A 13277-nucleotide genomic window follows, 5' to 3' on the forward strand; every position below is an offset into this window, starting at 1 on the left:
ACACCTCAGGTATGGTGGATAAGGTCACCGTAGGCCGTTTCAACACGATCACACATGGTCTGCATGGAAAACAGCCCAAGCGCCCGTGAGCGTCCCGCATGCCCCATCCGATGCCGCAACCCGGCATCGTCCAGCAGCAGGGCCAGCGTTTCCGCCAGGAGCGCCGCATTGCCCGGCGGGGTCAGCAGGCCGGTGACGCCATCCTCAATGACTTCATCGATGCCGGGAGCGTTGCTGCCGATGGTGGGCTTTTCCAGCAATGCCGCTTCAACCAGGGCCAGCCCCAGTCCTTCCTTGGCGATGGAGGGGAGCACCACCACATCCATGGCATTCATGACCGATATCACATCCTCCCGGAAGCCCAGCAGGCAAACCTGGTCGGCAATGCCCAGCTCGCCGGTCATACGGCGCAATTCATCGAACTGCTCCCCCTCGCCGGCCAGCAGGCAGACCAGTCGGGGGAACCGTTCCTTGAGCAGCGCCACGGCCTGCAGCAGGTACTTCTGACCCTTTTTTTCGGACAGATGCGCCACGCACCCCACCACCGGCTGATCCGGCAAGAGCCCCAGCATCCGCCGGGCATCGGGACCGCTGATGACGTCATTCAGACGACTCGCGTCAATGCCGTTGTAGACCACCGTTACCCGCTGCGGATCGGCTCCCTGCTTGAGCAGGTGCTGCCGGACTCCTTGCGAGCAGGTAATGGCCCGGTTCCCGAAGCGGTAGTAGTGCCAGGTGTTCAGGGCGTGGACATGGGTCAGCACCGGAATGCCGGCCAGGCGGCCGGCCAGGCTGCCCCAGAGGCTGGCACTGGAAAGATGGGTATGGATCAGGTCGGCGCCGAACTCCCGTGCCGCGCGGGCAATGAAGAGCGGCGCCGCCAGGTTCAGCTTGCCGGCGATGGGCGGTGTCTGTACCTCGATCCCCAGCTTGCGGGCCTCCTCCGGCATGCCGCCAGCCGGTTTGCAGAGCAGGAGCACCCGGTGACCCCGCCGCTGCATATCGGCGCAGAGGGTGAGGCAGATCCGTTCGGCACCGGAGAAACGGCGCTGGGTGATCACCTGGAGGATCGTGAGCCTCCGTTGGGGGGCTGCCGTCATTCCGTTCTTCCGGCGACTGTATGTTTCTGCCGGTACAGTTCCGGATTCAGAGCCGGGTCGTTGTACATCTTGAACTGCTTGTACAGCTTCATCCGTTTCGTTCCGGCCAGGTAGTCGTCCAGCAACTGGCCGAGAGCGACATTCAGATCGTGCCGTTGCAGCCGAAGCACTGCCAAGCGGTGCCGGGAACGCTGGCGGTGGTCGTCGTCGATATCGTCGCGGCGGCTGTCCTCATCCATGTGATAGACCTTCAGCGACATGATCGAGATACGGTCCACGATGCTGCCGGGCGTCTCCGAGTTGATCGCCTCCGTTGCCGGCTCCGGCACGGACTTGGAAAGCTCCGCCAGGATCGCTTCGTCCAACTTCTCGATCAGATCGTTGCGCTGCTGGTTCAGGCGGTCGATGGCTCGTTTGACCGTGGCGATGGCACTGTCGTCAATATCGGTGCGTCGCGCCTTGTCCTCCTCGTGCCAGAGCAGAAAGTTCCGCCAGGCCAGCTCCAGGGCGATCGGGTTCACGGCCCCCTGCAGCACGTCAAAGGTGGCGTCGTTATCGTGCCAGTGTGCGATGGCACGGTCAAAGGCGGATTCAAGGTCGGTAAGTTTGAGAGTGTTCAGCATCGGTTCGGCGTCCTCGTTTCGTGAAGTAGGCTGATGGCGGCATCCGCGACCATATCGGCGGTGATGCTGCGCCGGCACTCCTGGTCCCGCTCGCAGCGGGTGCGACCGCACCCGCTGCAGTCAAGCGGTGCCTGGATGGCGCGATGACGGGGACCGGCGGGAGCGTACAGCTCCGCACGGGTGGCACGGTAGAGCGAGACGGTCGGCGTCCCCACCGCTCCGGCGATATAGATGGGGCCGGTATCGCCGCCGATCACCAGGTTCATCCGTTGAATGACCGGTATCAGCTCCTTGATTTTGAACCAGGGAAGCAGCCTGACCGCGGAGCCCACCTCGGCGATGATCCGTTCTCCCAGCTCCTTTTCCTGTGGGCTTCCCCAGTTGATCAACAGCGTTGTCGACGGGTTGTCAGACAGAATACGTCGCGAAACTTCAACCCAGCCTTCGGGGTACCAGTACTTGGTCTCCCAGGTTGTCCCCACCTGCAGCATGACCTTCGGCCCCTCAGGCAGAGCGGCCAGATAGGTCGCTGCCGTGGCTTCGTCCTCGGGCGCCGCAGCGATGGTGGTGGCCAGTGCCAGGCCGTCATAGTCGCGCTCAAAGGGAGCGCCGACAATACGCAGGTAGCGTCCTGCCGCCCGATTGTCCTGGGGCCTGAACGGTATGCGCCGGGTGGTGAAGAGCAGGTTCAGTTTTTCCTGAACGGCGTCGGCGGCAAAGCCGACGCGGGGAGCGGTGCCGGTCAGCCAGGCCACCAGGCCGCTCTTCAGGTTGCCTTGCAGGTCGAAGACCAGGTCGTAGCGGGCCGAGTGCAGCGCCTGCCGCAGCCGGGAAATTTCCCGGCGCGTCTGTTCGGAAACGGGTGCCCTGCGCCAAGCCCTGGTCCTGATGACATGCACCTGTCCGATCAGCGGGTTATGGGCCACCAGCGGCAGAAACGGCTCCTCCACCACCCAGTCGATGGTGGCGTCCGGCGCGATCTTCTTCAGGAAATCCAGCACCGGCAGGGCATGGATGACGTCCCCCAGGGCCGAGGTTTTGATGATCAGGATACGCATCAGTCTCTCTTCAGCAGCCGTTTCAGGGGGATACGCACCCGCTCCTTGAACAGCCGGTTCACCTGTTTCTTGTAACGGTACCATGGAACCCCGGCCAGGCGATAGAAGCGGTCCTCTTCTTCCTGCCAGACGGACGGAGGCAGGCTGCCGCTGAACCCTCCTTCGTAATAGTTCACCATGATCCGGTCCACGAAACGGCTGCGGCGCAGGCCGTAGCGCCGCAGGAGCTGCCAGGTGCTCACCCGGTCGGCCATGATTCTGAAGGCGGTGTCGAAGGGAACCATGGCTTCGCGGCGGTACAGGATGGCTTGGTGGCAGAGCGGCATTCCCTTGAAAAAACGGAAGTTGCTCTTCAGGCGTTTGCCCTTGACATAACTCAGCGAACCGTCGGGATTACGCATGTTGGCCCTGCCGTAGACCAGTACCGTTGTGTCGCCGCAACCGTCAAGCAGTTCCTCGGGATCCACCAACAGTTCGTCGCCGGCGTTCAGAAAGAGCAGAAAGTCGCCGCGGGCCAGCGCGATCCCTTTGTTCATCGCGTCGTAGATGCCGTTGTCCGGTTCGCTGAGCAGGTGGTCGACGAGCGCACGGTACGCTTCGACAACCTGCAGCGTGCCGTCGGTGGAGGCCCCGTCGATTATCAGGTACTCGGTGCGTCCCCCCTTCCAGCGGGAAACGCTGGCCAAAGTACGCTGCAGCCCGACGGCGTCGTTGCGGACCACCGTGATGATGCTGAGGCGGGGAGAAGCTGCGCCGTTGTCACCCGGGAGTTTGATCATGGCACTCGTCCTTGTGGATGCCGCAGGCGCAGCGATAGCTCCCGGAAGCGAGTGCTTCCTGCAGTAAGCGGTCGTTTTCCTGAAGGTTCGTACGGCTGTTTTCCGGGTGCCACAGGTGAAAGACAATGGCGGCAAAGGGGGCCTCGCGCCTGCGGAGTCCGTAGGCAAAGAGCCGTGCCACCAGTTCGGAGTCCTCCCGCCCCCAGCCGACAATCTTTTCATTGTAGCCATTGACCGCGAGCATGTCTGAACGGTACGCGGCCATGTTGCAGCCGCGCAGCCCCATGACTCCCTTTCGTTCATGCACGAGCCAGGGGAGACGCAGCAGATGATGGCCTCCCGATAGACTGCCATGCAGGCACTGTTTTGCTGCTTCCAGGGAGCCTGACCAGCAAAACGCCGGTGATAGCTCCCGTCCCACCAGCATCCGCTTGCCGGTAGCGAACCAGCCGGTGCGGGCCAGTCGCAGATGGTCCTGCACAAAGCAGGGGTGCGGGATGCAGTCCCCATCGCTGAACACGAGATAATCGGCGGAAGCCGCGGCTATTGCCCGGTTGCGGATTTCCGCCAGCCTGAAGCCACGGTCTTCATGCCAGACATGTCGTACCGGAAATGGTGCCTGTGCGGTAAATTCGGCTATGACCTGTGCGGTTTCATCTGTTGAGCCGTCATCCGCCACCAGGAGTTCGTCGGGATAAACGGTCTGCAGGGCATATGCGGCAAGTACCCGTCGCAGGTAGTCCGGCGAATTGTATGTTGAGATGATAACTGCCAATGACGGCTGTGCCATCTACTCTTCCTCGGCAAGTTCGGCAAGTTTGATAACGCGGTAGAAAACACCGACCGCACCGGAAACGGCGATCAGCAGGCCGGCACGGCCGTCGAGAAAGCCCCGTTTCAGGAGGTAGCTCTTGATGAAGGCTGCCGTTGCCTTGATTACGGCCAGCAGTGCGCTGCCCCGCTTGCCTGCGGCATGCATCTGCAGTGCACCTGGGATGGCATATCGCCGGGCCTTTTCCAGAAAATCCTCCGCTGCGTGAAATGAGCGGTGGTCAATGGTACCGGTCAGTCTGCCCACCGGCCCCGAGAGCTCCACCGACTCATGCACGATACGGTTGTTGAACTGTCCTGCATCCTTTTTGAAAAAGCGGATGATCTCATCCGGCCACCAGCCGGAATGTCTGATCCATCGGCCACGATAGAAGTTCCTGCGGCCGATCCGGTAACCGGCGCACTGAGACGGCGCCTGCAGAGCGTCTTTGATCGCTTCTTGCAATTCCGGAGAGACGGTTTCATCGGCATCGAGCGACAGTATCCACTGGTGCGACGCCTGGGCAAGGGCAAAATTCTTCTGCGGGCCGTACCCCAGCCAGTCCTGGTGCATGAAGCGGACATTGGGGAAGCTGCGACAGATATCCCCGGTCCGGTCGCTGCTGCCGGAATCGACCACGATGACCTCGTCAGCCCAGGCAACGCTTGCCAGGCAGGCACCGATCGCCTGTTCTTCGTTCAGCGTGATAATGGTGACGGAGATATTTGTGTCGGTTCGCGTCATATTCTATAAAGCACAATGGCTTGAAGAACGAGAGAAATAGCCGGCTACCTGCTGAATAACATAGGCCTGCTCGGACTCCGTCAACACCGGGCTGAAGGGAAGCGACAGAATTCTGCCGGCAAGGGATTCGGTCACCGGCAGGCCGGTTGAGCGGGCACGGCCGAATGCCGGCTGCAGGTGGCAGGGTATCGGATAGTGGATGATCGTCTGGACTCCGGCTGCCTGAAGGTGCTGCTGCAGCGCATCCCGCGTTGCCGTGTCGCTGCAGGCAACCACGCAGAGGTGCCAAGCCGGCCTGCAGCCGTCGGTGACGGCCTGGAAGGTGAGTGGCAGGTGGGCCAGGCTCCGGCGGTAGGTCTCCATCAGGGCGGCCTTGCGTCGGTTCCATTCCGCCAGGTGGGGCAGTTTCGTCAGAAGCAGCGCCGCCTGAATTTCATCCAGGCGGCTGTTGATCCCGCGCGGGGTCGAGGCATGGTAGCGATCCCGCTGGCCGTAGTTTCGAAGCTCCTTGAGTACGGCACCGTCATGCCGGTCGCCGGCGCAGACGGCACCGCCATCCCCCAGGGCCCCGATGTTCTTGCTGGGATAGAAGCTGAATGCGCCGAAGCGGCCGAGGGTGCCGGCCCTCCTGCCCCCCAGCTCCGCCCCCTGGGCCTGGGCGACATCCTCGATCAGTGCCACATCCGGTCTGCCGGCAGCGCAGAGGACCGTCTGAATGGCGGCGCAGTCGGCCATGGCACCGTAGAGGTGCACGGCAATGACCGCCTTGGTGGCCGGGGTAAGCGCCGCCGTGATGCGAGTCGCATCCAGAAGCCAGGTGTCGGGATCGACATCCACGAAGACCGGCGTCGCCCCGGTGGCGCAGATGGCGGCAACCGTGGGAATGGCGGTATTGGCAACGGTGATCACCTCGTGTCCCGGACCGATCCCGGCAGCCAGTAGTGCCAGGACCAGAGCGTCGGTACCGGAGTTGCAGGCGGCAACCATGACGCTCGTACCCAGGCTTTCCGCCATTGCCTGCTCGAAGGTTTGTACCTCGGTGCCCAGAATATACCAGCCGCTGCCCAGGGTCCGTGCGGCTGCCGCCAGCAGCTCGCTTTCGAGCTCGGCGTTCAGGCGGCCGATGTCAAAAAAAGGAACCTGCATGTCTACGCATCCTCCAGGTAATGGTGGCAGTTTTCCTGATAATAGGCGACGGTATCGGCCAGCCCCCGCTCCAGGGATATCTGCGGCGACCAGCCGGTTGCCGCCCTGAACTTGTCTGAATTACCCCAGAAACTGCCGATGTCGATCTTTTTGCGCTCGTCCGGAAAAGGGATTTTTTCCACGCTGCCCCGACCGCTGGCGGCGATAAGCTGTTCCGCCACCTCATACAACGCGGCCTTCTCGCCACTCAGGTTGAAGTAGTCGCCATAACAGCAGGGAGTTCGGGCCGCCAGCAGAAAGGCCTCCACGACATCATCCACATGGTTGAAGTCGCGCACCTGATCGCCGCCGCCGAAAAGTTGCAGGGGGCTGCCAGTGACGGCGCGGTTCATGAACCAGCCGATGAACCCCTGGCGGGCATTCCGGATCAGTTGGCGGGGGCCGTAGGTGTTGGTCAGACGCAGCGAGACGGTTCTCATGCCGTGCACCCGGCTGTACAGGGTGTGGTACTGCTCGCCGGCCAGTTTGTTGATGCCGTTGACATCGGGAGGATTGATCGGGTGGCGCTCATCTACCGGCAGGTACTCCGGCGTACCGTAAAACTGGCGGGTGCTGGCGTAGACGATAACCGCGCCGGGGTTGTGGTGCCGACAGGCCTCCAGCAGCACCAGTTGCGCCTTGACGTTGATCTCCATGTCCATCAGCGGCTCGTGCATGCTGTCCTGGTGGCTTACCTGGCCGGCCAGGTTGAAAATGTAATCCTTGCCCCTGATCAGGTAGCCCAGGCTGTGGCTGTCGCGCATGTCGGAAAAATTAACGGCGATCTGCCCCCTGACCGGCTCCAGGTTAAACAGGTTGCCGCCGTAGCCCGGCAGCATGGAGTCCATGACCGTAACCCTGGCTCCCAGCCCGGCCAGGCGGATGGCGAGATTACTGCCGATAAAGCCGGCTCCGCCGGTTATCAGGATCTGAGCGTCAGCGAAGGACATGGTGTTTTCCTTTCAGGCGATGTTCCAGGCGTTTCCAGGGGGCAAGCCGCTTGCGCGGTTCCGTCGACAGGCCGCGGCTGAAGTCGGGGAAGAGGGCGCGTACCTCGCGCAGGCTGTTCCGGAGGGCGGCCATATAGGGGCGGTAGAGGTGATCCACGGCTCCGCGCGAAATACGGTAGCGATCAAGCAGGAAAACGTCGTCCGCGCACCAGGTCAGGTTGTGGAAATGGTAAAATACCACCGGTTCGCCGTTTACCGACGGCCCTGGGCCAATCCGGTACTGCTGGACATTCCAAGGGGCCACCCCGCCGCCGGTATGCTGAAGCACATGGACGCCGGAAAACCGCTCCGTCCAGTCGTCCAGGTATTTCTGGTCGCCGAATTTACCATCTTCATGACGGTTGAAGCACCATTCCAGGGTCCGGTCGCACCACCAGTCCAGCGTTGTCAGGCCGCGCGGGTCGGCCACGAAGGTCATGAACTGCACGCAGTAACGGCCGCTGGCAGCGGACTGGTCGTAGCGGGGAGTGTAGCGGTGCTCAGTCAGCAGGACCGAAGCTTCTGCCCGCTGAAATTCGTCCAACAGCAGCGCGGGAGTCTGAAAAAAGAACAGGTCGGCGTCAAGGTAGGTGACCGCCGGCAGGGAGAAACGGGTGAGGGCGTCGCGGATGGTATGGGCGGTACAGGTCCAGCAGTATTCGCCGCGGCTGCGGTTCGGCTTGACCGCCAACAGCTCAGGGGTCTCGAACTCCTCAAGAGATACCGGTACCAGTCCGGGCAGGGCCAGGCGGCTCAACATGGTGTGAGCCTCTTTGTCAAAGCAGTAGACATAGAGTGTTGCGGCTTCGCTGTGCGTACGGAGCGAGTGATAGAGTGCCAGACCGCGGGTTAGGTAGTTGGCGTCGAAAAGCGTGCAGAATGTAAGCACAGTTTCATTTCCCTCCGGGGATTGAGAGACTACAGGGTGCAGGTAGTAGGAAAAACACGGATACAGCCATGTAGGTACCTGCCTGCGTGCGGTGCGACTCTAGCCGAGCATACGGTTAATCCGCTTGAGGATACTATTTTTCTGGCGCTGCCAGAAACCAGGTCTGATGCTCCTGAAAAAATTTCGAAATGCGATGAATGCCTGGCCACACTCGTGGACCGTTATCCGTTTCATAGCGATAGGAGTTGCGGATAACTCTACATCAAATCGGGTGTCAAGGCCACAATGTGTTCCGGAATCATCAAATCCTACGTTTTTGACGAGTGAGCGGCCGGGGTAGAGCGTCAGCTTGTTGGCCAGAAAAGCCGAAGCATACCAGCGTACCGCCCACGAAGAATTCTTACCAAGGACCTGAGCTTCAAGCATTTTGACGTATGGATAGGAGTTTTCGAAATTAAACTGCCTTTCGAGCTTCCGCTGACGCAGTTCCTGCAGCAGAAGCGCACCATCAGGTTGGAAAACATCCCATCCCCGCTTCCAGGTGGCCCATGCCCAGCAATCTGCCCCACGAATGAAAAAAAGCTCCGGTACTTGGTCTTTCAGGGGATATACGTAGCCATGAATGGAAATGACCAGCTCTTCATCTCGATAGATTTCCAGCGCCTCATTCATGTACTGCAAAAAATAGGGAGAGGTCACCAAATCGTCTTCCAGCACAATGATTTTGCCGAAACGGGCGACAATGTCGGTAACACCACTGATAATCGAGTCCGCCAGCCCCAGATTTTTTGTGCGTTCAATAAGGGTGAGTTTTTTGAAGCCACTGACGGTATGAAGATAGGAGCGGACCTGGGCAACGGTAGCGCAGTCCGTTTCGGAGCGCGGAGCATCAGAAAACACAAACAGCTCGCTTGACGAAGCAAGCGGGTTGGCACGCAGGGCCTCCACCGTCTGTCGTGTGTGGTACGGCCGGTTGTAGACGAACAGGGCGATAGGAGCAGGGGTATATGGAGCCTGGTCGCTCATATGAGTAGGTTCAGTGATCCGGATGGCAGGTATACACTGCGCACAGTGAAAAGCGCCCGGTTGCCTCTTGCATGAAAAACATCACCAGTAACACCCCTTTTCCACCTTGGCTGCCCCTGCGGGCGTTTCGCTGGGAAGCGGCCGAGTCCAGTGTTCATTGTAGTATTTCGTGGCATGCTCAGAGGTGTCCCATCGTTTTCCCATAATTCCGAAAAGTAACTGCAGGGTGCCGCCCATATGAATCGCCTGCTTGCCCAGGCTTTTTACGTAGGCTGCGAGCGGTAGGCCATAGGCACCAGCCCCGATCAGAGCAATGTCAAAGTCCGTGTCGGCAATGGCGTTCTGCATGGCTCCGAGGGCCTCGAACCAGTCCGCAAATTCAGTTTCAGTACCGGCGATCGATTGTACGGCCGTTATGACCTTCAGGTCGAACTGCGGCAGAATGGAGGTGCCGGGATAAAGCAGTGACCGCTTCTGGTATTGGTTTCGTATTGAGCAGCCGTACGGGTGGATAACCAGAACTTTCCTGTTTTCCAGAAATGAGCTCCAGGGAAGGTCAACGTGAAAAGGATCAATAGCTCCTAGTGTGACCAGGCTGGCAGACTGGTTGCAGAACTCCTTGACCAGATAGTCCTCCAGGTTGATATTCCATACCCCAAGGATGTCGATCAGCGCCATGTCCTCGAGCATCAATCTGCAAAAACGGTCCAGACGTTCCTCGTCTCCCGGAAAAAAGCCGGCATTATTCACCATGGCGGCGACAATTTTATCTTCATACTTTTGTTTTCCAAGAATCTGCTTGCTGAGGAAACCGACCATGCAGCCAAGTTCTACGGAACCGAGCCTGGTGATCATGAACGGCTTGCCGGAGACGATCATATCTGAGATTAATTTGTTTCCGCGTTCCTTGTCTGCTATGGGGCGCCCGTAGTACTGTTTTCGAGTGATAGTTATCCCCAGATGGCGGGAGGCGAGCTTCAAAAACAACTTTCTGGCGCGGGCCAGCTGGAAATCGAAATACCGGGCTGCGCAATGTCCGGACAGCTTGTTTACGCTCATACGGTCGACCTTCCGGCATGATGTTCGACGAGTTCGTCATAGATGGTGCGTACCAGCCTGGCGTTATGGGTCACGTCGTACTGCGTCTCGACATGGGAACGGGCATTGTCGGCAAAGGTTGCAAACTCCTCTTGTCCCATGAAGTAGAAACGTTCGATGGACGCAGCCAGTGAGGCGACATCTTTTTCGTCCGAGAGCAGGCCGGTTGTCCCGTCAATGACTTCTTCGGGGATGTCGCAATGGTTTGTCGCAATTACCGGCATACCGGTCGCCTGGGCATCCAGCAGGACAACCGGCGCCCCTCCTTCGCAGTCGCGGTCGTCCGAATAGCAACTCGGATGAATGAACACGTGGTAGTTTTCCATGAACGCATGCAACTCCGAGAAGTCAATCCTGTCGATAAATGTTATGTGGGTATTCAGCAGTTCCCCGGGAATTATACGCAGTAACTCCGCCTTGAGTCCTTCCGCATCTCCGCCAACCAGCGTCAGCGTCATGCCGGGACACGAAGAAAGCGCAGCAAGAAACGCCCTGACGGTAAAAGAATGCCCCTTCTTCGGGGTAAGACTCGCTACCTGCACCAGCTTGAGTTCGCCCGGGGATTTACGACGCCTTACAAAAGGAATCCGTCCCGTTTCGACGCCCAGTCGGGCAGTCCTTAGTTTATGCTCCGGACAACCGAGGGTCTGGAGAATTTTCATTCCGTGGTTTCCCTCACAGAGAAACAAATCGACTTCATCGAACATGGCGGCATAGCGTGCCACCCACTTGGGCTCATTGTGGGGCAGCCACTCGTAATCAAAGCCGTAAAAGGACACAACGTGGGGAACCCCGAGCTGTCGGGCCAGCTTCCGGTACTCCCATCCCACAAAGGAGAAATGAGAGTGTAGCAGGTCGACCTGCCCCGCATGCCGGCCGACATAGGCCGGATACCAGTGCCGCAGCATGCTGCGCACGAATTTGTTGTATCTTTTTTCCAGCCAGCCACCGGTGGCCGGCTCTGCGGGCCGTAGTGGGAATTCAAGATAAGTGAAGCGAGGATTGTAGAAATTGCACTTTTCGAAACGCTTCGAGGCAATGACGCATTCCGTGTCAGGGAGGTTCGCGATCAGGTTGTAGCACCAGTTCTCTGTTGTCTTCAAATAGGTATGGAACGAGTGCAAAACCCTCATACGGTTCCGTCCTTACGCGACCTTCTCGAGCTTGCGCTTGCAGGCTGCAGGAACACCGGCATAGACACAGTAGGAGTTGGCGTGACCGTTCAGGAGCGCACCGGAAGCCAGCAGGGTATTCTCGCCAACCTCAGCTCCTGCAAGCAGCGTGCAGCCAAAACCGAGCCAGGCCCCCCTGCAGACTTTCACCGCGGCGCATTTTCTCGGAAAGATGGTGTTCAAAAAGACCGAGCGGTTGCAGTCCGCATGGGTGATGAAGGAGACTCGTCCCGATATGACAGCGGTGTCCTCGATAATCACCTTGTTCGCGAGGTCAAAGTAGACAGCATCCCCGATGTAGCAGTCATTGCCGACCACAAGATTGCTGAAATCGCCGGTTGATGCCTGATCCTCAAATGCGTTGTCGATGATGATCCCGCGTTTGAATGTCGTGTGCATGCCGACCGTCGCCCCGAAAGCCCGCAGTAGCCTGATGGTAATGGTCGGATCCGGATTGCGCAGATAAGCGACAACCGACGTGATACCGAGAAGTTTGCCGGAGCAATAGACGCGCCGGTATTCAAGCTCCGCGCAGAGCCTGCGCAGTTTTTTACGGAAGGATGCCAGTAATGGCATGTATGACATCCTCCACATCCTGGTCGGTGAGTTTTGCGGAAATAGGCAGACTCACGGTCTGGCGACCGATTCTCATGGCAGCGGGATAGTCTTCCGGACGCCAGCCATAGGTGCTTTGATAATACGGATGCTCCGGGATGCTCAGGTAGTGCACGCCGACCCCGATGTTGCTTGCCGTCATCGCATTCAAAAACTGGTCCCTGCTGATACCGCACTGTTCCTGATCGACAAGGACTGTGTAGAGGTGATACGCATGCCGAATATCCGGCGCCACGGGCGCCGGAAGGGTGAGCGGCAGCTTGGCGAACGCTTGGTTATAACGTTGCCAGATACGTTCGCGCATACCCCAGTACTCTTCAATGCGTTTCAACTGCTGAAGTCCGATCGCTGCCTGGATATCCATCATATTGTACTTAAAACCGCACTCCTGGACATAATAGTGGCGATATCCCTCGTCCCCGAAGCGTTTCCAGGCATCCTTGCTCATGCCGTGGAGAGCCAGCATTTTCGTACGGGCGGCATCCTCCTCGTTGCGCGTGAGGACCATCCCTCCCTCGCCGGTCACGATGTTTTTGGTGACATAGAAGCTGAAACAGCCAAAATCACCGAATGAGCCGGTTGGCTGGCCGTGATAGGTTGTTTCGATGGCATGAGCGCAATCCTCAATAACCTTCAACTTATGACGCCGGGCAATCGTCATGAGTGCGTCCATGTCGCATGGTCGTCCGGCAAAATGCACCGGAAGGATGGCACGGGTGCGGGGGGTAATGCGTCGCTCGATCTCGCTCGGTGAGATGTTCATGGTGGTCGGTTCAACGTCGGCGAGTACCGGCGTGAGTCCCGCGTGAATTATGGCGTTGACCGTAGCGCAAAACGTAAGTGGCGTCGTGATGACTTCGTCTCCCGGCTTGAGCCCGGCAACCAGCATGCTGAGATGCAGGGCTGCGGTGCATGAGTTCACGGCCACGGCATGGGACGCACGCTTGTAGGCCCTGAACTCCTCTTCAAACTGTGCAACTTTGGGGCCGGTACCAAGCCAGCCGCTCTGCATGCATGCGGATACCGCCGCGATTTCATCATCTTCGATTCGTGGTGAGCCGAAGACAAGAAACTCGTTTCTCCTGCTGTTGTCCTGCGTCATGGAAGTCTCCTTGGCGAACGACGTGTCCCCCTCCTCCTGGTTCGGCGCAGAACAAGGGGGCCTGTTGACAACAGGGCTCACCGGAT

Annotated in this window: 14 protein-coding genes; all 14 read right to left on the reverse strand. The window is 59.2% G+C overall.

Annotated features, from left to right (window positions below):
* Positions 1 to 5 precede the first annotated feature (5 nt).
* Positions 6 to 1100, reverse strand: coding sequence for a glycosyltransferase family 4 protein (locus tag RAK07_RS03215; protein WP_305731409.1), 1095 nt, complete (start codon positions 1098 to 1100; stop codon positions 6 to 8).
* On the reverse strand, positions 1097 to 1723 hold the full coding sequence (locus RAK07_RS03220) for a DUF4254 domain-containing protein (RefSeq protein WP_305731410.1): 627 nt from the start codon (positions 1721 to 1723) through the stop codon (positions 1097 to 1099). The genes RAK07_RS03215 and RAK07_RS03220 overlap by 4 nt, the downstream gene beginning before the upstream one ends.
* Positions 1717 to 2781 carry a lipopolysaccharide heptosyltransferase I gene (gene waaC / locus RAK07_RS03225; RefSeq protein WP_305731411.1) on the reverse strand — a complete coding sequence of 355 codons (1065 nt, stop codon included), beginning with the start codon at positions 2779 to 2781 and terminating at the stop codon, positions 1717 to 1719. The genes RAK07_RS03220 and waaC overlap by 7 nt, the downstream gene beginning before the upstream one ends.
* Positions 2781 to 3560, reverse strand: coding sequence for a glycosyltransferase family 2 protein (locus tag RAK07_RS03230; protein WP_305731412.1), 780 nt, complete (start codon positions 3558 to 3560; stop codon positions 2781 to 2783). Before RAK07_RS03230 ends, waaC begins: the two co-directional genes overlap by 1 nt.
* A complete protein-coding gene (locus RAK07_RS03235) occupies positions 3541 to 4350 on the reverse strand; it encodes a glycosyltransferase family 2 protein (RefSeq protein ID WP_305731413.1) in 810 nt (269 codons plus the stop codon). The genes RAK07_RS03230 and RAK07_RS03235 overlap by 20 nt, the downstream gene beginning before the upstream one ends.
* Complete coding sequence (locus RAK07_RS03240; RefSeq protein ID WP_305731414.1) at positions 4351 to 5115, reverse strand: glycosyltransferase family 2 protein; 765 nt, start codon at positions 5113 to 5115, stop codon at positions 4351 to 4353. It abuts the gene before it with no gap.
* A gap of 3 nt (positions 5116 to 5118) precedes the next feature.
* Positions 5119 to 6261, reverse strand: coding sequence for a DegT/DnrJ/EryC1/StrS family aminotransferase (locus RAK07_RS03245; protein WP_305731415.1), 1143 nt, complete (start codon positions 6259 to 6261; stop codon positions 5119 to 5121).
* A 2-nt stretch (positions 6262 to 6263) separates the two neighbouring features.
* Positions 6264 to 7250 (reverse strand): NAD-dependent epimerase/dehydratase family protein, encoded by a 987-nt coding sequence (locus RAK07_RS03250; RefSeq protein WP_305731416.1) that lies wholly within the window; start codon positions 7248 to 7250, stop codon positions 6264 to 6266.
* The gene (locus tag RAK07_RS03255; protein ID WP_305731417.1) at positions 7237 to 8178 is read right to left on the reverse strand and encodes a hypothetical protein; all 942 of its coding nucleotides are present in this window, start codon (positions 8176 to 8178) and stop codon (positions 7237 to 7239) included. The genes RAK07_RS03250 and RAK07_RS03255 overlap by 14 nt, the downstream gene beginning before the upstream one ends.
* A gap of 99 nt (positions 8179 to 8277) precedes the next feature.
* Entirely contained in the window at positions 8278 to 9204 is a 927-nt protein-coding gene (locus RAK07_RS03260) for a glycosyltransferase family protein (RefSeq protein WP_305731418.1), read from the reverse strand.
* A gap of 81 nt (positions 9205 to 9285) precedes the next feature.
* Positions 9286 to 10263 carry a hypothetical protein gene (locus RAK07_RS03265; protein ID WP_305731419.1) on the reverse strand — a complete coding sequence of 326 codons (978 nt, stop codon included), beginning with the start codon at positions 10261 to 10263 and terminating at the stop codon, positions 9286 to 9288.
* Complete coding sequence (locus RAK07_RS03270) at positions 10260 to 11435, reverse strand: glycosyltransferase family 4 protein (protein ID WP_305731420.1); 1176 nt, start codon at positions 11433 to 11435, stop codon at positions 10260 to 10262. Before RAK07_RS03270 ends, RAK07_RS03265 begins: the two co-directional genes overlap by 4 nt.
* 12 nt (positions 11436 to 11447) lie before the next feature.
* Positions 11448 to 12050 (reverse strand): acyltransferase, encoded by a 603-nt coding sequence (locus tag RAK07_RS03275; protein WP_305731421.1) that lies wholly within the window; start codon positions 12048 to 12050, stop codon positions 11448 to 11450.
* A complete protein-coding gene (locus RAK07_RS03280; RefSeq protein ID WP_305731422.1) occupies positions 12025 to 13191 on the reverse strand; it encodes a DegT/DnrJ/EryC1/StrS family aminotransferase in 1167 nt (388 codons plus the stop codon). The genes RAK07_RS03275 and RAK07_RS03280 overlap by 26 nt, the downstream gene beginning before the upstream one ends.
* Between the last annotated feature and the right edge of the window lie 86 nt (positions 13192 to 13277).

This window comes from Trichlorobacter ammonificans, from assembly GCF_933509905.1.
Taxonomy (GTDB): domain Bacteria; phylum Desulfobacterota; class Desulfuromonadia; order Geobacterales; family Pseudopelobacteraceae; genus Trichlorobacter; species Trichlorobacter ammonificans.